Here is a 22,673-nt window from a genome sequence, read left to right as displayed (position 1 = left end):
GAACCGGCGAGACAGTAGGAGGAAGTTGGCGATGAGCACCAATCCTAATCGGCGCACGATCGTCGCGCACGGCCGTTTGGCGATGCGCGAGTTGCGCCTTGATGCTGCCCGGCGGCGGCTTCACGGTTTGCAGATTCTCTCGTTCGAGCAGCTCGCCGTCCGCCTGGCCGGAGGTTTCATGCGGCCCATCGACGACGAAAGCCTGCGCAGCGCGATCCAAACGGTCTTGCCGGAGACGCCTTTGGGCGAGCTGGATGGCATCAAGCTCTTGCCGGGCATGGTCGATGCCGCTGCTGATACGCTCCACAAGGTCTGGCGCTCGGGGATCGATTTGACCGCGCGCGCCCATGAACATCCACGCCTCGAGTCGATTGCCCGCCTCGAAGCGGCCGTTCAGGATCAGCTGCCGCCTGGAATGATGCGGCCCGCCGATCTCGTATCGGCGGCGCTGAAGCGCCTGGCCAACGCTCCGGCGGTGCTCGGCTCCGTGGAGATCGTCGGCATCACCGAGCTTTCGCCAAGCTGGCGTCCGCTTCTCGCGGCGCTTGCGGCGCATGTGCCTGTCGCATGGATTGCAGGACCGCGTCCCGTCCCGGAATGGCTCGCCGCGATCGACATCGAGGTACGTCGCTCGGACGCACGGACTCCAGAGCAGCACATGGTCAGCGCGGCAACTGGCTATCACGAAGCGGTCGAGGCGATCCGCTGGGTGCGAGCGCTCATGGTGTCAGACGGCGTCGATCCCTCCGACATCGCCATCGCCGCCGCTTCGACTGCCGACTATGACGATCACTTCCTCGCCTTGCGTGCGGACGCCAACCTCGACCTTCATTTCGTCCACGGCATCAAAGTCACCACCACCCGCGAGGGGCAGGCTGCTGCAGCGCTTGCCGATATTCTGATTCGCGGGTTCTCACAGACGCGCATGCGCCGTCTCGCGGCGCTTTGCGGATCGGAGACCGGCCCGTTCCAGACATTGCCGCAAGGCTGGCTGCGCGTTCTGCCCGCCGACGCCCCGCTTGCATCTCTCAGCGCCTGGGATCGGTTGCTCTCTCGTCTTACGGCTGCGGACTGGCCCGATGAGCAGGATCACACGGCGACCTTGCGCGCGATTGTCGATCTGCTTGCCAAGGGGCATGCGGCAGCCGACGAGGTCGGCGCTGCCTTCCTGACCGGTCGTGCGCTCGCGATCTGGCGCAAAGCACTCCTTGCTGGCTCGTCCGTGTCGCTCGATACGACGCTCGAGAACCTGAAGCAGGATGACGGCCTTGAGGCCTGCGTGTCGCCGGCATGGATGCCCGCCAGCGCGCTTGCGGCATCGCCGCGCCGCCATGTGCGCCTCATCGGTCTCAATTCCTCGCGCTGGCCGCGCGGAATTTCCGAGGACCGGCTCGTCTCCGACCATATCATCCCCACTGCCGAACTCGACCCGCTGCCGATCGGCGCTGCGGACAGGCGCGATTTCGAGACCATCCTGGCGACGACCGAGATCGAGGTCACACTGTCGCGGGCGCGGCGCGACAGCGAGGGGCGGCTCCTTGGCCGGAGCGCGCTGCTCGGCCCGGTTACGGACGAAATCTACATCGGTCGTAACGCCGTACCCCCTCATGCTTTCAGCGAGACTGACCGCTTGATGGCGCGGCCGGATGAGTTCGCCGGCGACACTCAAGCCGCCAGCGCGCTCACCACCTGGCGCAATTGGCATCGCAAGGAGATTACCCCGCACGACGGATTGGTTCGTGCGGACCATCCGCTGCTGCTCGATATCCTCGCGCAGGTCCAATCGGCCAGCTCGTTGAAGCTGCTCCTGCGTAGTCCACTGGGCTTCGTCTGGCGCTATGGCATGCGCCTGAGGCTGCCTGAAAGCGGCACCGACCCGCTGGTGCTTGACGCACTGGCGATGGGCGATCTCGTCCACATGACCCTCGACCTCGCGCTTCAGGATCTCGAAGCGAATGGTGGCCTCGCCAATGCAGACGATGCCCAGATATCCGCTGCGATCGAAGCTGCGGCAGGAAGCGTCGCTGGCGTCTGGGAAAGCGAGCGGGCAGTCCCGCCACCGGTCATCTGGCGGCGCACGCTCGACGATGCCCGCGCCCTTGCAGAACGCGCTCTCACCTATCGGGGCGAACATCTCGATGAGGCTCGTTCCTACGGGGAGGTGGCCTTTGGTGGCGCCCCGCCCAAGACCGGCGCCGGCAGCCCATGGGATTCGGCGACCCCGGTCGCGATCCCCGAAACCGGCTTTGCCATCAAAGGCTATATCGACCGGCTCGATCTTTCGGGTGATGGCACGCGCGCGCTCGTCCGGGACTATAAGACCGGCCGACCGCCCAAGGACGATATCAGCATCGATGGTGGCCGCGAGTTGCAGCGCTGCCTCTATGCGTTCGCGGTGAAGGCCCTACTGGGAACCGACGTATCGATCAGCGCCTCGCTGCTGTATCCGCGTACCGAGACCGACCTTCAGCTCGCCGACCCCGAAGCGACGCTCGGCGAGCTCACCGGCTATCTCCAGTCCGCGAGCGCAAGCCTGAGCGCTGGCCACGCGCTGATCGGGCCGGACACCGGCGGGACATATGACGATCTCGCCTTCGCGCTGCCTGCCAATGCCGGCGCGACCTACTGCAAACGCAAATCGCCCACCGCCACCGAGCTCCTCGGTGACGCTGCTCTGGTCTGGGAGGCCCAGTGATGACCGCCGCTCTGAAAATCCTGCGCGACGACGCTGCGCGCCGCACTGCGATCAGCAGCCATGACCAGTCGCTCCTCGTGGAAGCCGGCGCCGGATCGGGCAAGACCGCCGTCATGGCAGGCCGGATCGCGGCCATGCTGGCGCAAGGCGCTGTGCCCAAATCGATCGCGGCGGTGACGTTCACCGAACTGGCCGCGAGCGAGCTTCTTGTGCGCGTCCGCGATTTCGTCAGCGAGCTTGTTGCCGGAACGATCCCGACCGAACTCAAGATCGCGTTCCCCGATGGGCTCTCCGAACAGCACAAGGCGCATCTGGCTGAGGCTGCCGCGCATATCGATGAGATCACCTGCTCGACCATTCACGGCTTTTGCCAGCGCTTGATCAAACCCTATCCGGTCGAGGCCGATATCGATCCCGGCGCGAGTGTCATGGATCGCAACCAGGCCGACCTCGCCTTCATCGAGATCGTCGATGCGTGGCTGCGCGAACGGCTCTCCGGTGCAGAGGGTGGCCTCATCGCCGAGATGGTGCTCTACAGCCCAAGCGAGACAGTCGGCCTCATCCACCGGATCGTCGATAATCTGCGCAAGCGGCGTACCGTTGCCGCTCCCGCCGCAGACCCGCTTGCTCCGCATCTCGCCGCGTTTCGAGCGGCGGCAGCGGCTTTCGCGGAGTTCATCCGCACCGCGCCGGCCGTCGAGGAAGAGACAGCGGTCTCTGCCGAGCGCTTCGCGGAGATGGCGGATGGCCTTGAGGGCGGACCCGCCATCGATACGCCTGCCGGGCTCGTGCGGCTGCTGACCTTCCCGCCGCATCCCGACCTCTGCACCAAGGCCGGCACGTTCCTGGCCTTCAAGAAGAAGGGCAAATGGGTTGAGGCGGCCAAACGCGAAGGTCTCGCCAAAGCAGATGGCGAGCGGCTCAATCTCGCAGCGGAAGCGGCCTATTCGGCATGCGGTGCGGCATGGCAAACGCTCACCCAGAATGTTGCGAGCTGCGTCCTCGCCGACCTGATCAGCGAAGTGCGCCCCGTGCTCGATCATTTCCGCGACTATAAGCGGTCCGCCGCGCTGCTCGATTTCGACGACCTGATCTTCGCTGCGCGCGATCTCCTGCGCGATCATGACGATGTCCGCCGCGCGCTCGCCGGCCGCTTCTCCAAAGTACTGGTCGACGAGTTCCAAGACACCGATCCGCTCCAGACCGAAATCTTCTGGCGCCTGTGCGGTGAGCCTGCGGAGGCTGGAGATGCGAGTGATTGGGCCAGCTTCGTCATCCGCCCCGGTGCCCTTTTCCTGGTGGGGGATCCCAAGCAGGCGATCTACCGTTTTCGAGGCGCCGATGTGTCGGCCTATGTCCGTGCCCGCGATGCCTTCGTCGCCCAGGACGAGGACAGCGTCCTGTCGATCTCGACCAACTTCCGGTCCTGCGCGCCGATTCTGACCTTTGTGAACGAACGGTTCGAGGGGCCGCTCTCTAGCGACGGTCAACCCGGCTTCACCGCGCTCGCCCCCTTTCATGCCGATCGCGGGGAAGCGCTATGTATTGCCGCACTTGATGTCGTGGTCGCAGGCGAGGACGGCAAAGCGTCGGCCGAGCAACAGCGCGATGGCGAGGCCGAAGCCGTCGCGCAAATGTGCGCCCGGCTCATCGGCAGCGAAATGATCCTCGATCGGCGCACTGGCACGGGACGCTTGTGTCGCCCGGGCGACATCGCTTTGCTCGCGCCCACCGGCAGCGACCTGTGGCGCTATGAGGAAGCCCTGGAACGCTATGGTATCCCGGTCGCGACGCAGGCCGGCAAAGGGCTGTTCCGCCGTCAGGAAGTTCAGGACCTGATCGCGCTCACCCGCGTCTTGGCCGATCGCCGCGATACACTCGCGCTGGGCGCGCTGTTGCGTGGGCCGCTCGTCGGCCTGACCGAAGAGCAACTCCTCGACATCATCTGGGCGCTCCCGCGCGCTGAGGACGCACCCGACAAACTTCCGCGTTTCGACCTTGGCGTCGATCCGGCCGACATCGCACATCCGCTGGCTCGGGCGACGATCGAGAAACTCCAGGCGCTCCAGCGTCAGTGCAACAGCACTACGCCGCATGAGCTCCTGTCTCAGGCGATCGATGCGTTGCGGGTGCGGCCAATCCTCTTGGCGCGTCACCGCGGTCAGGCCGAGCGCGCGCTTTCCAATGTCGATCTCTATCTGAGCTTGACCTCGGCTTTTGCGGTGCGCGGACTGCGCGCCTTCGCCGAGACGATGACGGCCGCCTGGACCGACGAGGCACGCGCCGTCGAAGGGCGGCCGGACGCGCAGGAAGAAGCGGTTGCGCTTTACACCATGCACGCTGCCAAAGGGCTCGAATGGCCGATCGTCGTCCCCATCAACACGATGACGGGGATCAAGGCGCCCGATAGCGCCGTAACCGACCGCGACAGCGACACCTTCTATTGCCCGGTCTTCGGCGTGAAACCGGCCGGCTATGAAGCGGTGCTCGACGCCGAAAAAGCGGAACTCGACCGCGAACGCATCCGTCTCTGGTATGTCGCGGCGACCCGTGCCCGCGAATTGCTGGTGCTGCCGCGCCTTGATGCGGCACAGTCCAAGTCCGCCTGGATTTCGCTGGTCGATCTGTCGCTGGCCGAACTGCCGGCGCTCGATCTTTCGCATCTGCCCGAAGGGATGGGCGCAGCAGCGGCACAAGCAGTCAACGCCCAGACCCGCGATAGCTTTGCCGCCGAAGCCGCCGCGATCCTCGATAAGCGCCAGCGTCTGGTCTGGCTCGCGCCGAGCCGCGATGAAAGCCATGCCGGCCCGGTACTGACGCCTGAAGCCGTGGAGGTCTGGGCGGCTGGCGATGACGGGCAGCCCGATAACGAAGGGCCGGCGCTGAGCGTTCAGGGTGGGCGCGAGCGCGGGCTCATCCTCCATAAGCTGCTTGAAGAGGTGCTGACCGGCGAGACCGATCCTGGTGAGGCGGCGTTGGCCGATCGGGCTCGCGCACTGATCCTGGAAATCGGCAAGCCGGTGATGGACGATCCTGCCCAAGGCCTGAGCCCCGGCGAACTCGCCGGCTGCGTGGTGCGGACCCTCAACCTGCCGGAAATCGTCGAACTGCGGCCCAGTCTCGTGCCTGAACTGACCGTCTATGCGGCGGTAGACGTAGAAGGGGTTGAGCAGGCGACGGTTGGCATTGCCGATGCGACCAGTTTCGACAGTGACGGCAAGCCTGCTGTCGTGATCGACTGGAAAAGCGACGTGCAGCCGACTGCGGCGACGATCGAGCACTATCGTGCGCAGGTTCGCGCCTATCTCGATATGACCAGCACCGAACGCGGGCTGATTGTCATGGTGACTTCTGGGCAGACAATCGAGGTTCAAGCCAGTGCTTGAGTCCCGCTGCCTTGAAGCGGCGCGCGACATACGCAGACGCGAGAATTAATAGCGCGTCCTGAGAGAGTTGTGGTGGATTTTGAGCTGCCTCCTTGCAAGTATGGGGGCTCATGGGGGGAACAGCTTTGAGCCTGAATCGCGACGAACATAACGGTGATATTGCACGAGAAGCATTGACCATCTTCGATCGCGTAGCGGCCGGCGCCAGGGCAGAACTCGCCCGTTTCAAGGGGCCGTCGGCGGAGAGCCTCGCTCCGCTGAATACGCTGACGACCGAAAAAGCCGTCGCGAAGCTCAACGAGATCGGCCGGGAAATGCTCAATGGCCACCAAATCCTGTCCCGCGAACCCGCTATTGCCAGGGTGATCGCGGCGGACGAGGCGGACAAGCATACCACCTTCTACATCTCGCGGTTCGCGCCTTCCGGGTTGCTCGATGCCGGGGTTCGGTTCGCCAGTTACAACGCGCCTGTCGGTCGGTTGGCATCGTTGCGCCCGGGTGGATACATTGATGTGCCGGGCGGCTCGCTTGAGGTCGTGGAGCGAACCCTATTTCACGCCGAGGCTCTCCCCGACGGCTGGGATTCGCGGGATACTATTTTCGAGGCGGAAGGGCAGAAAACCCTCACCATCGCCTCATTGCTGCGCTTGCTTTCCAAGCGTGATGCCCCTGCAGATGCGCTGGATGAGATCGAGCGCATGCTGAAAGCGGCCGAGGTGGATGACAATGTCACCATCGGGCGCAAGCGCGGTATCATCGACAAGATGCAGCTGCGCGATCAGGCGGTGCTGGACGAGTATCAAGATGCCATCTTCCGATTGTCGCTGGATTCGCAGCTTCTGATCCTGGGTCCGCCAGGAACGGGCAAGACAACGACGCTCATTCGCCGTCTGGGGCAAAAGCTCGATCCCCATGGCTTGAGCGAGGATGAGCAAAGCCTGGTCGATGCTTCCCCCTCGTCGCTGGCACACGGCCAGAGCTGGATCATGTTCACGCCGACCGATCTACTCGGGCAGTATCTGAAAGAGGCATTCAATAGAAACAATGTGCCAGCGTCCGATCTGCGGATCAAAACGTGGATCGGGCATCGCAAGGAACTCGCGCGGAACCACCTTTCGATCTTGCGCACCGCAAACGGCGGTGGGCCGTTCGTTCTGAAGGATGCTGCGGCCACCATAACCGCCGAGGCCGTAGAAACGCCGATCGACTGGTTCGAGCAGTTTCAAGCCAAGCAAGACAGCGATTTCTGGTCGGGTCTCGAGAGCGCTGCAGCCATCCTTACGGCCGCCACGGACGCGGAAATCGCAAAGCTGGGTGGACGCCTCAGCACAGCTATTCAAAGCGCACGGACGTCCACTCCGGCAAGCGGCATCTACGCCCTTGTCTCGCTAAGTGAAGACGTCCGCCGCATTCTCGGGCGTGTACGAGCTGATGTCGACAGCGTGCTCAAAGCCGCACTTGCGCGCGCTCAGGCTGGCGCACGAACCCAAGGTCAGAACTTTTTCGAGCAGCTGATCGCCTATCTCGACACCTTGGATGATCAGGCCGATCACGGCGACGATGATCTCGATGACGAAGAGGACGAAGAAGAAGACCGGCCGACGAACAAGCCGGCCGCTGCCCAACGCGCCTATTATGCTGCCCTGCGGCTTCAGGCGCGCGCCAAGACACGTCGCCGTTCAACGAGCTCCCGAAGCGCTCTCGTGCTCGACTGGGTCGCGGATCGAGGCCTGACCGAAGCCGAGGCGAGCGGGCTGGCCGAGCGGTTGGGATGGCAGTTGTCCCTCAATCGCTTCAGCGCGCCTGTTCGGCACTATCTGAGCAAGATCCCCGCCCGATACAGGCAGTTCAGGAGAGGTGAGCGCGGAGAGCGCTGGTATCCCGATACGAACCCGGGCCGCGATCTGCACCCGCTGGAAGCGGATCTCGTGATTTTGGCGATGCTGCGCGCTGGCAATGCCTTGCTTGCGGATAACCGCGTGCGTCGGAACATTGAGCAGGCTGCCTATGAGCCACTGCGTGCTCTGCACGATATCCAGCGCAATCAAATTCTCGTGGACGAGGCCCCCGACTTTTCGCCTGTGCAGCTTGCTTGCATGCGCGCCTTGGCAGTCGAGCCGATCGGATCGTTCTTCGCCTGCGGCGATTTCAATCAGCGCATCACGGAATGGGGCAGCCGTACCGAGGACAGCCTCAAATGGGTCGAACCCGGCCTGTCGATCGAACGGGTTTCGATCGCCTACAGGCAAAGCCGACAGTTACATGACCTGGCCAAGGCACTGGCTGATCCCGCTTCTGGATCGACGGCGGACGCCGGCTTGCCCGACGACGTCAATAATGATGCGGTTCCGCCGGTGATTGTTGCAGGCCTGCATGATTACGGCGAGATCGCCCACTGGCTGGCAAAGCGGCTGTCGGAGATCGAGCGTTCCGTCTCCCCACGCGCATTGCCGTCTATCGCGATCCTCGTTCATGACGAGGCAGCCGTTCGCCCTCTCACCGATGCGCTAAATGAGGTTATCGAGGAGCAGAATCTCCATGCCGTCGCCTGTGTCGATGGCAAGATCATCGGTCGAGACGATGAGATCAGGGTCTTCGATGTGCGGCACATCAAGGGGCTCGAGTTTGAAGCGGTGTTCTTCGTTGGCATCGACAAGCTCGCTGAAAGCGAGCCCACCTTGTTCGAGCGATATCTCTATGTGGGGGCAACGCGCGCAGCCACCTATCTGGGCTTGTGCGCGATAGGTGACAAACCTTCCTCCATCGACCGCCTTTCCGGCCATTTTGCTGAGCAATGGTAGAAGAACCAGCCGCACAGATTGGATAATCCATGTCGCTTCCCAGTCCTACCCATGCCAATTATTCCTCGTTGCTGACCGATATCGAACGCGGGCAGGTCAAAATCCCCCAGTTCCAGCGCGAGTTCGTTTGGACGCTCCAAAAGTCCGCCGCGCTGCTAGATAGTGTCATCAAGGGATATCCGGTCGGCACCTTCATTTTCTGGTCGACGAAGGATCGCTTGAGGAGCGTGCGCGAGCTGGGCAATGCCCCATTGCCTAGCCCAAAGCAGGGCGAAACTGTGGCCTTCGTCCTAGACGGCCAGCAGCGCTTGACGAGCCTGTACGCCGCCATCCGCGGCATCACGGTCATGCGCAGCTCGGGGCACAGCGACGATTTCTCCGATATGTTTGTGAACCTTGAAGCGGGCGAGGACGATCAGATTGTCACGACTGACATTGAAGGCTTGGCAGCCAACACCTTCATCCGCCTGAAAGACCTTCTACACGGTTCTTTCGCCGAGCTGGCAGCCTTCCCGGCGCAGTACCACAGCAAGATTTCGGATTATCGTCGTCGCATCGAGAGCTACGATTTCTCGATCATTCAGGTCCGGGACGTCGCGATCGATGTCGCCACGGAGATTTTCACGCGGATCAACGTCGGCGGAAAGGCGCTGAGCGTCTTTGAGATCATGGTCGCAAAGACGTTCGATGAAGAGAAGGATTTTGATCTTTCCGCCGAGTATGAAGGGCTGATCGAGCGCCTCACAACGGTCAACTATGAGACGGTATCCGACGCGATCCTGCTCCAGCTCATCTCCCTGATCATCGCCAAGGATTGCAAAAAGCAGACGATCCTGAAGCTGAAAAAGAGCGAGTTTATCGAAAAATGGCCGAAGGTGATTGATGCCTTCGAGCGAGCGGTGGAATATTTCCGTCACACCTACCGGATTCCGGTCTCCAAGCTTCTGCCCTACAACACGCTGCTCGTACCGTTCGCGTATTTTTTCTACCACCATCCCGACAAGCCTGATGCAGAACAGCGCGGCCAACTCGAGGACTTTTTCTGGCGCTGCGGATTAGGCGCACGCTATTCCTCATCCGTCGAGAGCAAGCTCGCGCAGGATATCCGTCGCATCGATCGGATTCTGAAGGGCCGCTCCCCCGACTATGATTGGAGCATCGACATTTCGCCGGAGTTTCTGATCGAGAACGGCTGGTTCAACGCCGGCCGCAGTTCGATCAAAGCGATTCTCTGTCTTTATGCTTATCAGCAGCCCAAATCGTTCAGCGACGACGCCGTCGTAAACATCAGCAATTACTGGCTGAAGCAGGCGAACAGCAAAAACTACCACCATTTTTTCCCGAGGGCTTATCTCGCCAAAAAGAAAGAGGAAGAGTGGCGCATCAACAATATCGTCAATATCACGATCGTTGATGATTATCTGAACAAGCGCGAGATTGGCGCGAAGGCGCCATCAGTTTACATGAAGGCCTTTAGGAAAGCCAATCCGAACCTCGAAAAATCGATGAAATCGCACTTGATCGGCGATCTCGATCGCTTCGGCATCACGGACAATGATTTCGAGAAGTTTCTTTATGCCCGAGCGGCCGCGATCAGCGCGCAGCTCAAGAAGCGTCTGATCGAGCGGGCCGTCGATGCACGCGGACAGGCCCAGCGCAGCGACGACTTCGAGGAGGAGATGGCCGTTTTTGAGTAGATGCGCCGACCCTCGTCTACGTCTCGCAGGAGAAGCGCTTTTCCGTAATGGCGCAGCGTCGCCATTACGGAAAAAGGAATTAGCCTATCGCGCTGCCGCCAGCGCAGCGCAGCGTTCTGCAATGAGAGGCACCATCTTGTCCTGGACGGCCCGAGCGCCTTTCAGTTCGGCTGCAAATGCCGGAAGGCGCAGAATTGGGGCAGCTGCCGCGACACGCTCAGCGAGCTCGGCCATTGCCCTATCTGCCTCTCCCTCCGTCAGGCCAATGGTGCGCGCCGCTGCCTGGAAATCGCTCCGCGCCAACCGATCATCCTTGCCGTTGAGCTTGAGCGCCATGCGGTCGCCGCCAAGGCCTGGGAAGACCCGTGTCGTGACCGCATCGTAGAGGGGCGCGAACCGAACCGACGTGAAGGCCTTGGCCTCCGGTTCGGCGATCTTCAGGAGCGCGAGATTCTTGAGGTGCATATCGCCATCGGCAATCAGCCAGGCGAACACCGCGCGGCGAAACAGAATGTCGAGGTCTGCTGCGGGATCTGTAGAAAGCGGCCGCAGCCCGCGCGCCATGCGTTCAATCGTGCCCTCATATTTCGCCGATGCCGGGAGATCGAGGACCGAACAGAAGTCCTCCAGCGCGAGCCTGCGCTGATCGTCTGTGCCATGGCGAATATCGAAACGCTCGACGATGAGGGCGGGCGACATGCCGTCCGGCATCGGGGTCAGCGCGATATCAGGCGCGGCAAAGCCGGCGGCACAGCCGAGCTCCAGGCAGAGCCATTCGACGATCGGCAGCATCTCGAAGCCCGCCGTCCCGGCAGGCTTCAGGATATGGGTGAACGGCAGGTCGATGGCCGGTAGAAGAGCGCCGTCCGCTGTTAGGTGCATCGGTGCTTTGATCTGGACGCCTGACAGGCGCGGCGTCTCGGCGCGGGCGAAGATCCGCGCGAGATTCTGCTCGAAACTTTCTTCGATCGCGCCGCGTGTCGGCCCGTCATAACGGCCCGTGAAGCGACCGCCTTCCGTGAATCCTTTCAACTGCGTTGTCAGTATATCCGCCGGGAGGGCCGCCAGCTCATCGCGGGCCTCGACCACGGTAACATTGGACATATAGCGCCGCCCACGCTTGAGCGCCTCGCGATCATCGCGCTCGTGGAGCACCTGGGCCAGCCAACCTTCCGGTAAAAGCGATTCGACGAAGGCCGGGAGTTTGCCTGGTGTGGTCTCGCGAACCAGCGCCGGCCCCGAGCGCCTCGCAGGCTTCCAGCGCCATTCAAAACCATCATGGCTCAGCCGCCCGAGTGGTTCGCCATGCCACGCGACCAGCAGATCGAGTGCCGCCTTGTTGGCGGGAGCCTTGGCTGTTCCCGGTTGTGTAAGAAGGAAGCGCTCGGCGCCTTCACCTTCACGATACCAGCCATTCTCGCGCGCCAGTGCCCAGACTGCATCGGCGGCCTCTTTGGGCGTGCCATGCTCCTCGACGAGACGTGCAGCCATCTGCACGCGCATCTCCGCTGTGATCGCGCTGGCATGCTCGCTGCGCAGCCGAAAGGCTTCGAGGAAACGCTGTCGCGGCGAAGAGGCGTCGATCCGCAGTTCGCCCAGGTCATCGCCGACCACCGCCGCCGCCGTGGAGGGATGTGGCGGTGCTTCGTTCTGGACGATCTCCAGGCCACGCAGCCGGGTTCGCTGGTTCCGGCGCCCGCTGATGAACAGCCGACCGTCCGGCGTGGGTGCAAGCAGCGCTGCGCTCGCAGACGAGAGATAGGCCTTGGGATAGAGATAATGTGCTATGCGGACTGCATGGCTGAGGATGGCGGCCTCGGCATCGACGTCCTGGTCGACGTAAATGCCCCGCACGAGCTGGATGAGCTCGCCTGCCTGCGCACGTTGATGCGCGCGTTTTGCATCGATTGTCTCGCCCACCAGATGGATCGCCATAGGATTATCCCGCATCTCAGATGCGTGATAATTCCCTTGTTCTCATGCGGAAGGCAAGGATTATCTCGCATTTCACATGCGCGATAATTCCAGGCGAAGGAGAGTGGAGCGCGCCGATCGACGCCTTGGACCGGCGCGCTCCTTGGACCATCATGCCGATAGACGGCATGCAGCCAGCCCTATGACGGCTGGCCTAGCGGGCTCCGAGCGGGTTCGCCGCCATCCCCGCCACCGCCCTTGATCCGCCCGACACGACGGCTTCTCCGACGGTCCCGGCGCTTTTGGGTCCCGGTCCCCAAGTGCGGTGTCAGGTCGACATTGACTGATCGAGCGATGTCGCCTGCACGATGGAATGGAAATTCTCCAGAAACTCAGGGTGACGGCGCTCCAGAAAGCCCTCGATCTCTGGCTTGGAGAGGAGCCGCTCGATGAAGCCAGAGGCGACCACCAGGACGAGCATGTCGTCACCATAGGAGGCTTCGAGTTCCTTATAGTCCTCGCTCACCGATGCCATCTCGCGCTCGAGCCGGGCCATCTGCTCGGCCGACAGCCCGGTCGCCTTCTTCAGCTCATCGGGCTTGTGGAGATCGCCGGGCTTCGATGTGGCGAGCAGCGCCTTGGCATAGCTGACCGTGTAATTGTTCGCCGAAACCATGAGCTCGGCCACCTCGAGCTGCCGGATTGGCTTCATCTTGCGCAGCTTCTGGAAGGCGTGGTGCCCGACCGGCTTGTCCTTGAGCAGTTCGGCGACGTCCGGGCTGATCCCTGCCAGGAGGTGCCGTCGCTGCCGGATCACCTTCACATCGACATTGAGTGCGCGTGCGAGCTTCTCTTCGGGCACTCCGCGATCGAGTGCCCTCACGATCATATAATGCTCCTGGATCGTGGCGAGACGGTTCACCCGCTTATTGTAGGTGAAGGATTCATCATCGTCGGCCACGACACAGGGCGCTTCGGTCGCGTCCAGAAAACGAAGCGCATCGAGCCGCATATGCCCGTCGAGCAGCAAATAGCCGCCGCCCTTCTGGCGGGCGATCGACAGGGGCTCGATCAAACCGACCTCCGCCACCGAGGCCGCGATCCGCCGATATTTGACCGTTTCGCGCACGCCTGCCGGCAAGGCTTTGGTGGGCAGCAGGTCAGCGATCGGCTGCATGACGACCTTGCGTTCGAAAGCGATCTTGACGAGATCAGCCATGAGACACCTACGCTGGCTCGATGCGCTCGGCGAGCGCACGCGGGAGTGTGCTGAGCCCTTCGGCGCGCAGCAGCGTCACGAAATGCTCATCGGTCAGAAGCCGGCGCATCGCATTGGCGACAAACAGCAGCCGACTGCGGGCGAGCGAGGCGCGCTTGATGAGCAGCTTCTGCCGTTCGGTCTCGCGCTGATAGGCGCGGATCAGGCCTTCCGAGGTGACGGGCTTTTGGACGCGGCCGTGGCGTGATCCTCGCTTGTGCAGTTGCTTGCCGCTTGTGTTGCGCTGGTCGATGATCTTGCGGATCGCCAACACCTGATTGCCGGGGATAGTCTTCTCCTCATAGGCCTCGGCAAGCGCACGCTGGACCTCGCCGTCCTTTGCGCGGGCGATCTCCATCGCGATCGTGTGGGGGATCACCCCGCGCTCGACGGCGGCGATGAGCTTCTCCTCGCCATTGTCGAGCAGCAGACAGATGGCGCTCACATACTCGACCGAGAAATCGACCTTCCCGGCGATCTCGGAATAGGAGTAGCCGCGCGCGTGCAGCGCGCCGATCGCATGGACGAGTTCGAGCGGGCTGTGCTGACGCCGCGCCAGATTCTCGACCAGGCTCATCACGAAACAGTCTTCCTCGACCGCATCGATCACGATCGCCGGGATCTCGGCCTGGCCAAGTGCGATGAAGGCTTCGAGCCGGCCCTGACCGCAGACCAGATCGAACCGCGCCTTGCCCGGGCGCTGACTTACCGTGATAGGCTTCTTCAGGCCCAAATGGGCGATGCTGTTCACCAGCTCCTGAAAGATGCGCTTGTTGCGGACGCGCGGGTTCAGGATCGTGATCAGGTCGATTGGAACCGAGCGGATTTCAGGGGGCTGCTCGCTCATGCCGCCACCTTGAGCGGCGCGCGGCGCGTCAGATCAAAAAGCGCCTCCAGGGTATCGAACCGATAGGCGTCAAGCAGGATGCCATTTTCTGGCGCGAGCTTCAGATTGGCAGCGGCCCCGAAATCGAGCCAGGGCAGCAGATAATAGTCCCGGATGGCGCGGTTGTCTTCGCTCATGCGCGCAACGATCGTGATGCTGGGGCGCAGGCCGCTGTCGAAGCGAACCTTCCAGCGCGACCCACCAGCGGCGGTCAAATGGCAGCGGGCAATCACGAGCGAGGCCGTGAACTCCTCATTGATATGCAAAAGGTCGCTGACAGGATCGCGGCGCACCGATCCGCCAGCCTCGCCAATGTCTTCGACCACCTGGGCCACGACATCGGGGTGAAGCGCCCGCAAGGCGCGGTTGGTCTCGATGTAGCGATAGTCTCGCGACGGCGCATATCCGACGAGCTGATAGGCTCGCACGAGGCTCCCGAAGCGATGCCGGAACGTAGAGCTGGAGGGCATGTCCTCGATCTCGTCGATGACGAGCCCTGACAGCCATCCCTTGTCGGCCAGCAAGGCAGACAGGCGGCTCAGCAACTCCTCATCGGTAAAACGCCGGCTGCGCTCCTGGATGATGCGCTGGGCGGCTTCGAAGAAGTCGCGCTCGACGATCGCTTCGAACGCACCATCGCCACGCACCCACATATCGGGCGTGTTCACGACACGCTTGGCCTTCAGCTTGAAGGAGGCGCGGTTATAGACGTTGTTCCCGATATACTTCTCGTTGGTCAGCACCTGATGGACGGTCCCGCGCGTCCAGGGGCGACCAAGGTCGGTGAGGATGCCTTCCTCGTTCAGCACCTTGGCGATTTCGGTTTCGGTCCGTTGCTGTACCACGAACATCCGGTAGAGCCGGCGAACCACCTCGACCTCTTCAGGCGGCCCGGGCTTCAAGATGACCCGGTCGGTCTGCAGGCTCTTCTGCTCGCCATGATTGAGCACCGCCTTGGTCTGTCGATGCTCGTCGACGAGATAGCGCCGCAAGCCGAACCCCGCAGCGCCGCCCTGGCGGAAGCCGAGCCGGATCAGTCGACACTGCCCGGTGAAGACCTTGACCGATAGCTCGCGGCTATATTCGCCCGCCATCGCCCGCTTCATGCTCTTGATGATCGTGGCGCTCAGGCTGCCATCATTCTCGAATTGCTCCGCGCAATACTGAACGGTGATCCCGGCCTCGCGGCAGATAAACTCATAATAGGCGCTCTCATCGGCATCCTGAAAGCGACCCCAGCGGCTGACGTCATAGACGAGGATTGCCTTGAAGTCGGTCTGGCCGCTGCGCACGTCGGCGATCAGTTGCTGGAGCGAGAGCCGGCCATCGAGGCGCAAACCGCTTTTGCCCGAGTCCTCATAGGTTTTGACGATCTGAAACCCGCGACGCGCGGCGTATTGGGCAATGATCTCCGCCTGGTTCTCGGTCGAGTATTTCTGATGCTCGGTCGACATGCGGACATATTGCGCGGCGCGGATTGGATCGCGCGGCACAGTCTCAGCAGGGGTCGGCTCCGACAAGTTCATTGCATCTGCTGCTTTCGTTGACCTCAAGCGGACAGGTTCGACTTCCCACCAATTCTATTGGGAGTGCGAGCGAATGTCGTTTTCCAAGAAAGACCGAAAACTTCAGTCCAAAAACGGAAAAACTTTTCCGGTCCCGATCACGACCGAGCCTCTGGCGATCGCCATCGCAGCGGCACTGAAAGAGGAGTTTGGCAACACCCCATCGGCGGTCAAAACGATCGCGCGCCTGACCCGCTCGAACGAGCGCGCAGTGCGTAACTGGTTTGACGGAAAGAACAGCCCAAGCGCCGAGAATCTGGTCATTCTGATGCGCAATTCGGATCTCATCCTGCGCACGGTTCTCACCCTCGCTGATCGCCATGATCTCGTCGTGGCAGTGGGATTGGCGGGGCTCAGGCGACAGCTCATGGATGCGGTCGCTGCGATCGACGGGCTACCCATGGGTGATGCCGCCCAAGCCTCCCATGATGAAGGAAGCGGTGGGACATAAGGACTTTGGAAGTCTGCTATGATTATATGAGTTTGTGCGAGCTTTGACTGACATGGACCCTAACCGAATCGCCGCTCCGGCCGTCTCGACCGTAGCGTGCGATGAGACGGCCGCGCGCTTTCCCACCTTCGCGCAACACACGAGGGGGCCGGCATGATCGAATGGATCATCGGCGCCGCGCTTGTCGGTCTCTTCGGTGCTGGCACAGCTAAGCGCGCCAGCACTTCGACGCCGGCCAAAAGACAAGACTTTCCAGCGGAGGTCGCGAAATGGCGCGCAGACTGGGAGCCAGTGGTGGACCGCTCCCGCTGGATACCCAAGAGCATGGCGTCGCGCATCGTTGCGCGCTTTCCGCCACCCAAGCGATCGGGGATGTCATTTTCCTGGATGGGAGGAGATCGTCTCGAGAAGGAGTTGCTCGCCGAGTTTGCCGCTCACAACGTCGCCTATCTGGCCAACCAGAAAGAGCGGCTGAAGCCCTTCTTCGATACGGTCGAGAAAAACCCGCTCACCGACGATCAGATGGATGGCTGCATCTGCATGGACGATGCGGTGCAGATCGTCGCGGCCGCCGGATCGGGCAAAACCTCGACAATGGTAGCGCGCGTTGGCTACGCCCTTCACGAAGGGCTGGTGGCACCCGAGCAGATCCTCGTCCTCGCCTTCAATCGGGCGGTTGCCGCTGAACTGCGAACCAGGATCGACGCTCGACTTGACGGGGTCGAGGGAATCGACACTGTTACCGTCAAAACCTTCAATGCCTTTGGTCTCAGCGTGATCGGCAAGGCGACCGGGCGTAAACCGACCTTGGCGGAATGGGCCGAGCCTGGCCGCGATGGCGCGATGATCGTAGAGATCATCGGCGATCTGCGCACGAGAGATGACAGGTTTCGGCACGACTGGGATATCTTCCGTACCGTTTTCGGCCGGGACATCGGTTCATGGAACGAACCTGCCCAGCCAAATGCCTATCGTGATGGCCGACGGGGCATCCTCACCGCCAATGGCGAGATCGTCAAAAGCGAAGAGGAGCGAATGATCGCAGATTGGCTGTTCTATCATGGCGTCCGCTATCGGTACGAACGACCCTATGAACACGATACCGCCACTGAGCATCACAGCCAGTATCGGCCAGATTTCTACTACCCCGATATCGATCTTTATCACGAGCATTTCGCGCTGGATGACAAGGGGCAAGCGCCCGCTCACTTCGAGGGGGATTATGTCAGCGGCGTGCGTTGGAAGCGCGCGCTCCACGCCGAAAAAGGCACCCAGTTCTTTGAGACTACCTCCCATTGCATCAGGCACGCTGATGGCTTTGCGAGCCTGGCTGGAGAATTGAAACGTCGCGGGATCGAACTCCAATATGATCCCGATCGCCCGACCAAGGGGCAGCGGCCAGTCACCACCGAGCAGCTCGCAGCAACCATTCGCATTTTTCAGCAGCACGTCAAAAGCAACGGGCTATCACAGTCGCAACTCCTGGAAACCGCGGCGAAGGACGCGCGTGGCCATGCGGACCGACTGGCTCGTTTCCTGGCCCTTTTTGAGCGAATCGCGAACGAATGGGAACGGCGCCTGCGCGAGGCCGACTGCATCGACTTCGACGATATGCTCCTGATGGCGACCGATCACATTGAGAGCGGGCGCTTCACTAGCCCCTATCGCATGATCCTAGCAGACGAGTTTCAGGACACCTCTCGAGCAAAGGTCCGCCTGCTCAAGGCGTTGCTGAAGAACGCCGGGGACGAAGCCCATCTGTGCGTGGTCGGCGACGACTGGCAAGGCATCAACCGATTTGCCGGGGCCGATATCTCGGTCATGACCGAGTTTGAAACGGTATTCGATCACTCGACGCGGCTCATGCTCAATACGACCTTTCGCTGCCCGACCCAGCTCTGCGAGGCGTCCAGCGCCTTTATTCAGGCCAATCCCCGGCAGATCAAGAAGACGGTTGAGACGACCAACCTGTACGCGAAGAAAGCGCTGCACGCCTTCGCTGCCGAAACTCAGCCTCTGGCGTTGGAGCGTTTGGAGCAGGATCTGCAGAGCATGTATGATTTCGCGCGCGAGGGAAAGCTCAGCGCGGACGGTGGCGACCGTATCAGCGTGATGATGCTCGGGCGCTATAACAACGATGAACCCCGAGGCTGGCGGCTGTGGCAACGTCGCTTCGCCGATTTCCTCCACATCGAATATCGCACGGTCCATTCCTCCAAGGGCCTGGAGGCCGACTATGTAATGCTGCTGAATGTGGTCGAGGGCATGATGGGCTTTCCCAGTCAGATCACGGACGATCCCGTACTTCAAATCGCCATGCCCGAACCCGACCCATATCCTTTGGCCGAGGAGAGGCGCCTGTTCTATGTCGGGCTTACCCGTGCTCGCCGCCAAGTCCGCATCTACACCCAGACCGATTCGCCCTCTCGCTTTTTGAGCGAACTTGCCCGGTCAGGCGCGATCGAGGTTGAGACCCAGGACGGGGTGCTGACCGCCTGCCCGAAATGCCGCGAGGGGACGATGAGGCGGCAAGACGGGCAATATGGTCCGTTTGAAGTTTGTAGCACGCATCCACGCTGCGATTTCAAACGCAACCTGCCGGGTGAACGCGGGGACGGCAAACCAGTATCGAATCGCGTGAGAGTTACTCAGCCGATCGCAGCCGGGGACATCTGCCCAACCTGTAGTGCGGGGACCATGGTCGTTCGCTCAAGCGGCGCATATCAACCGTTCTTGGCGTGCTCTGGCTATCCCAACTGCAAAACGACGGCCGCGCTTGTGGCAGCACGTTGACCGGCGACGGCGCAGCGTTGTGTCCGAGAACCGGGTGCCTTGCCGAGCGAATGTTTGAGACGACCGGCCTTTCACCCGTCGCTCTCACGAGTCTGAACTCGGAAGTTAAGGATCTCCGGGATCGAATTTATCGAAGCATCGGCGGTTGGGAAAAAGCCAGTGATGGCTGACGAGGCAAACCTAAATGCTCTTCGCAGCGAATGCAGTCGGACGGCTCGGCCGGTGTGATCGCGTATTCTGATGGAAGGCGGCCAGCTGCCGCTTCGAATGGAACCTTCGCGACCCGCGGCGATCGCCGCCAGGATCATATGACAAAATCGGCAACTCAAAGGGCGCTAAACCGCCCCCTTAGCACTCCCGCGGAAACCAGCACCTCAGCTCGCACATTCTGAAATTTATCGTTATTAATTAGATTCTTGGATAGAACTCGGGCTCGTGAGCGAGCCCGTTTCATTCCAGCTAACTTCCGATATTCTGGTATACTTGCGTGTTTGACATCCGCCGCGGAAACTGCGCCGACCTCCACATGCAGATCGATCCGGTCCAGCAGCGGCCCCGAAACCTTCGCCTGATAATCGCCCGCACAGCGTGGCGCCCGCGAGCAGGCCAAAGCGGGATCGGCGAGATGCCCGCAGCGGCAGGGGTTCATCGCGGCAATCAGCTGAACCCGCGCCGGGAAGGTCACATGCGCATTGGCGCGCGCCACGCTGACCTCGCCCGTCTCCAGCGGCTGCCGCAGACTATCCAGCACCGCGCGCTGAAATTCAGGCAGTTCGTCCAGAAACAGCACCCCCAGATGCGCGAGGCTGACTTCCCCCGGCTTCACCCGCAGCCCGCCGCCGACCAGCGCCGCCATGGACGCGCTGTGATGCGGCGCGCGATAGGGCCGGTTCTGGCTGATCCGCCCGCCCGAGAGCGTACCGGCCACGGAGGCGACCATGGAGACTTCCAGCGCTTCGGCCGGCGTGAGCGGCGGCAATATGCCGGGCAGGCAACTCGCCATCAGGGATTTGCCCGCGCCCGGCGGCCCGACCATCACCAGATTATGCCCGCCAGCCGCCGCAATCTCCAGCGCCCGCTTGGCGACCTCCTGGCCCTTCACTTGCCGCAGATCCGGCCCCGGCACAGGCGGTTCGACAGTGCCGGGTGCCGGGCGCGGCAGCACCGTCGCGCCCTTGAGATGATTGATGAGACCGAGCAGATCCGGCGCAGCCAGCACGCCTTCCGAACCTGCCCAGGCAGCCTCCGACCCCTGCGCCGCCGGGCAGATCAGCGTCTTGTCCGCCTGCGCCGCATGGAGCGCGGCCAGCAGCACACCCGGCACCGGCGCGATGCGCCCGTCCAACCCCAGCTCACCGACGACGAGATGATCGGCCAGTTGCTCGGCATCGACGACGCCCATCGCCCCCAGCAAGGCGAGCGCAATCGGCAGATCGTAATGCGAGCCTTCCTTGGGCAGGTCCGCGGGCGAGAGATTGACCGTGATGCGCTTGGGCGGCAGCGAGAGGCCAATGGCGGCGATGGCATTGCGCACGCGCTCGCGGCTTTCCGCCACGGCCTTGTCGGCCAGCCCGACAACGATGAAGTTCGGCAAGCCGGAGACAAGCTGGCACTGCACCTCGACAGGCCGGGCCTCCAGCCCGAGAAACGCCACCGTTTCCACCGTCGCCACCAAGCTTGCCCCCTCTTTGTTCCCCTCCCTGTCTATGTCGGGTCAGAGGGGCAAAGTCGAGCCGCTTTCGTTGGGCTGGTATCGAGCCGGCAAGTTGAACAGCGCCGCGAAGTGCGCCTCCAGCGCCGCATCGCCGTGCACGCTGAGTTCGCCCGTCTCGGCAAGCTGGTCTACGGGCATCTTGCCATAGAAGCGCTTGGCAAGGCCGCGCGCGCTGCCCTCATAGGCGAGGTCCGGCGCCGAAACCTCGCCGGCTTCGACATGATAAACGCCGCGATCCAGACTGGCCCGATAGGGCGTTCCGTCGATGCGAAAGCCGATCCGCAGCACCATGTCCGCCGCCGCTGCGCGATCCAGATTGATCTTGAAGGAGAGCATCATCGCCGTGCCGTTGAGCGGCAGCATCCGGTCATGCGTCGGCGAGCGATAGGCCCATTGTGCCATCGCCAGCACCATCGGCTCGGCCTCCTTGCCCCACGGCGTCAGGCCATAGACCTGCACATTGGCGGGCGGCGGCAGGCGCAGACGCTCGACAATGTGGCGCTCCTCCAGCTCGGTCAGGCGCTGGGTGAGCACATTGGCGCTCAGCCCCGGCAAGGCGGCGCGCAGATCGGAAAAGCGACGCGGCCCAAGCAGCAATTCTCGGACGACAAGCAGCGCCCAGCGCTCCCCGACCAGATCGAGCCCGTGCGCAAGGCCGCAGGCATCGTCAAACCGGCGCTTCTGCGGCGGCTTCGGCTCGCGAGTTATTTTTTCTAACTCCATAGTTGCAACATCTAATTTCTTCCGTCAGGATCGTCAAGGTCGGTGATTCGGATGGGTCGATACGGCGAGAGGGTTTGGGAGAGGACGGGTAGCTGCCATGGAACGGATGATTTTCGTCAATTTGCCAGTCACGGATCTGGCACAGTCGATGCGCTTCTATGAGGCGATCGGAGCAGTCAACGATCCGCAATTCACCGACGAGAGCGCCGCGATGATGCGCTTTTCCGAGACGATCTGCGTTATGCTGCTCACCCGCGAGCGCTTTGCCAGTTTCACGCCGCGAAAAATTCCCGATGCGCATGAATGTGCGCAAGTGCTGCTCGCACTCAGCGAGGAGAGCCGTGCGTCCGTGGATGCGATCACGGAGCGCGCGGCTGCCGCGGGCGGCACGCCCGATCCCAATCCGCTGCAGGACCACGGCTTCATGTATGGCCGCAGCTTCGCCGATCCCGATGGCCACATCTGGGAAACCGCGTGGATGGACATGAGCGCCGTCCCGCAACCGGCCTGAGCGCTTCGGCAGGAGATGCGACCATGTCCTTCCAGGCCTATCTGGACACGATCAAGGCAAAAACCGGCCAGTCGCCGGACGACTTGCGCGCTTACGCCGCCTTTCAAGGCTTTCTCGACGACGAGAAGAAGCTGCGCCCGGAGGTGAAGGCGGCGACGCTGGTCGCCAGTCTCAAGCGCGATTTCGATCTCGGTCAGGGTCACGCGATGGCAGTCTACGCCCTGCTCAAGGGTACGCGCAAGGAAGGCGACTGAGCCCCTGCGGCATTCAGACCGCATA

General features: G+C 62.3%; 13 protein-coding genes and 1 pseudogene. 8 read left to right on the top strand and 6 right to left on the bottom strand.

All coding sequences use genetic code 11. From position 1 onward, the window contains the following. The first annotated feature begins 31 nt into the window (after nucleotides 1-31). The 4 genes from M2341_RS01345 to M2341_RS01330 all read left to right on the top strand — a co-directional run bounded on the left by M2341_RS01345 (nucleotide 32) and on the right by M2341_RS01330 (nucleotide 10,579). Complete coding sequence (locus M2341_RS01345; RefSeq protein ID WP_264583942.1) at nucleotides 32-2,695, top strand: PD-(D/E)XK nuclease family protein; 2,664 nt, start codon at nucleotides 32-34, stop codon at nucleotides 2,693-2,695. Continuing rightward, nucleotides 2,695-6,081, top strand: a complete 3,387-nt coding sequence (locus M2341_RS01340; protein ID WP_264583941.1) for a UvrD-helicase domain-containing protein — start codon at nucleotides 2,695-2,697, stop codon at nucleotides 6,079-6,081. Before M2341_RS01345 ends, M2341_RS01340 begins: the two co-directional genes overlap by 1 nt. Before the next feature lie 125 nt (nucleotides 6,082-6,206). Next, nucleotides 6,207-8,882: an ATP-binding domain-containing protein gene (locus M2341_RS01335; RefSeq protein WP_264583940.1), complete on the top strand. Its 2,676-nt coding sequence runs from the start codon at nucleotides 6,207-6,209 to the stop codon at nucleotides 8,880-8,882. Between the two features lie 29 nt (nucleotides 8,883-8,911). Further along, nucleotides 8,912-10,579 (top strand): DUF262 domain-containing protein, encoded by a 1,668-nt coding sequence (locus M2341_RS01330; protein ID WP_264583939.1) that lies wholly within the window; start codon nucleotides 8,912-8,914, stop codon nucleotides 10,577-10,579. 84 nt (nucleotides 10,580-10,663) lie between these two features. Here the strand turns inward: M2341_RS01330 and M2341_RS01325 are convergent, their stop codons facing one another. From M2341_RS01325 to M2341_RS01310, 4 genes are all read right to left on the bottom strand, one after another. Beyond that, nucleotides 10,664-12,514, bottom strand: coding sequence for a HipA domain-containing protein (locus M2341_RS01325; protein ID WP_264583938.1), 1,851 nt, complete (start codon nucleotides 12,512-12,514; stop codon nucleotides 10,664-10,666). Nucleotides 12,515-12,821: 307 nt separating this feature from the next. Further along, a complete protein-coding gene (locus M2341_RS01320; RefSeq protein ID WP_264583937.1) occupies nucleotides 12,822-13,712 on the bottom strand; it encodes a plasmid partitioning protein RepB C-terminal domain-containing protein in 891 nt (296 codons plus the stop codon). Nucleotides 13,713-13,719: 7 nt separating this feature from the next. Beyond that, the gene (locus tag M2341_RS01315) at nucleotides 13,720-14,598 is read right to left on the bottom strand and encodes a plasmid partitioning protein RepB C-terminal domain-containing protein (RefSeq protein WP_264583936.1); all 879 of its coding nucleotides are present in this window, start codon (nucleotides 14,596-14,598) and stop codon (nucleotides 13,720-13,722) included. Then, nucleotides 14,595-16,163 (bottom strand): recombinase family protein, encoded by a 1,569-nt coding sequence (locus tag M2341_RS01310; protein ID WP_264583935.1) that lies wholly within the window; start codon nucleotides 16,161-16,163, stop codon nucleotides 14,595-14,597. Before M2341_RS01310 ends, M2341_RS01315 begins: the two co-directional genes overlap by 4 nt. Before the next feature lie 73 nt (nucleotides 16,164-16,236). On the opposite strand from M2341_RS01310, the gene M2341_RS01305 reads away from it, so the two are divergent. Both M2341_RS01305 and M2341_RS01300 read left to right on the top strand, forming a co-directional pair. Beyond that, nucleotides 16,237-16,653 (top strand): hypothetical protein, encoded by a 417-nt coding sequence (locus M2341_RS01305; protein WP_264583934.1) that lies wholly within the window; start codon nucleotides 16,237-16,239, stop codon nucleotides 16,651-16,653. A gap of 153 nt (nucleotides 16,654-16,806) precedes the next feature. Beyond that, nucleotides 16,807-19,446, top strand: coding sequence for a UvrD-helicase domain-containing protein (locus M2341_RS01300; protein ID WP_264583933.1), 2,640 nt, complete (start codon nucleotides 16,807-16,809; stop codon nucleotides 19,444-19,446). 493 nt (nucleotides 19,447-19,939) lie between these two features. Here the strand turns inward: M2341_RS01300 and M2341_RS01295 are convergent. Continuing rightward, nucleotides 19,940-21,121 (bottom strand): annotated as a pseudogene (locus M2341_RS01295) (YifB family Mg chelatase-like AAA ATPase); the annotation flags it as partial. Nucleotides 21,122-21,160: 39 nt separating this feature from the next. Further along, entirely contained in the window at nucleotides 21,161-21,883 is a 723-nt protein-coding gene (locus M2341_RS01290) for a winged helix-turn-helix transcriptional regulator (RefSeq protein ID WP_264583932.1), read from the bottom strand. A gap of 97 nt (nucleotides 21,884-21,980) precedes the next feature. On the opposite strand from M2341_RS01290, the gene M2341_RS01285 reads away from it, so the two are divergent. Further along, a complete protein-coding gene (locus tag M2341_RS01285; protein WP_264583931.1) occupies nucleotides 21,981-22,394 on the top strand; it encodes a VOC family protein in 414 nt (137 codons plus the stop codon). Nucleotides 22,395-22,417: 23 nt separating this feature from the next. Next, nucleotides 22,418-22,648, top strand: a complete 231-nt coding sequence (locus M2341_RS01280) for a DUF4287 domain-containing protein (RefSeq protein WP_181560962.1) — start codon at nucleotides 22,418-22,420, stop codon at nucleotides 22,646-22,648. The last annotated feature ends 25 nt before the right edge of the window (nucleotides 22,649-22,673 follow it).

This window comes from Sphingobium sp. B7D2B (assembly GCF_025961895.1).
Classification (GTDB): Bacteria; Pseudomonadota; Alphaproteobacteria; order Sphingomonadales; family Sphingomonadaceae; genus Sphingobium.
This window is presented reverse-complemented; position numbering and strand designations above follow the sequence as displayed.

Excerpts from the sequence above, each read along its gene's own strand:
- M2341_RS01320 (WP_264583937.1), bottom strand. The coding sequence starts at position 13,712 with ATGGCTGATCTCGTCAAGATCGCTTTCGAACGCAAGGTCGTCATGCAG.
- M2341_RS01345 (WP_264583942.1), top strand. The coding sequence starts at position 32 with ATGAGCACCAATCCTAATCGGCGCACGATCGTCGCGCACGGCCGTTTG.
- M2341_RS01310 (WP_264583935.1), bottom strand. The coding sequence starts at position 16,163 with ATGAACTTGTCGGAGCCGACCCCTGCTGAGACTGTGCCGCGCGATCCA.
- M2341_RS01325 (WP_264583938.1), bottom strand. The coding sequence starts at position 12,514 with ATGGCGATCCATCTGGTGGGCGAGACAATCGATGCAAAACGCGCGCAT.
- M2341_RS01285 (WP_264583931.1), top strand. The coding sequence starts at position 21,981 with ATGGAACGGATGATTTTCGTCAATTTGCCAGTCACGGATCTGGCACAG.
- M2341_RS01280 (WP_181560962.1), top strand. The coding sequence starts at position 22,418 with ATGTCCTTCCAGGCCTATCTGGACACGATCAAGGCAAAAACCGGCCAG.
- M2341_RS01315 (WP_264583936.1), bottom strand. The coding sequence starts at position 14,598 with ATGAGCGAGCAGCCCCCTGAAATCCGCTCGGTTCCAATCGACCTGATC.
- M2341_RS01330 (WP_264583939.1), top strand. The coding sequence starts at position 8,912 with ATGTCGCTTCCCAGTCCTACCCATGCCAATTATTCCTCGTTGCTGACC.
- M2341_RS01300 (WP_264583933.1), top strand. The coding sequence starts at position 16,807 with ATGATCGAATGGATCATCGGCGCCGCGCTTGTCGGTCTCTTCGGTGCT.
- M2341_RS01340 (WP_264583941.1), top strand. The coding sequence starts at position 2,695 with ATGACCGCCGCTCTGAAAATCCTGCGCGACGACGCTGCGCGCCGCACT.
- M2341_RS01305 (WP_264583934.1), top strand. The coding sequence starts at position 16,237 with ATGTCGTTTTCCAAGAAAGACCGAAAACTTCAGTCCAAAAACGGAAAA.
- M2341_RS01290 (WP_264583932.1), bottom strand. The coding sequence starts at position 21,883 with ATGGAGTTAGAAAAAATAACTCGCGAGCCGAAGCCGCCGCAGAAGCGC.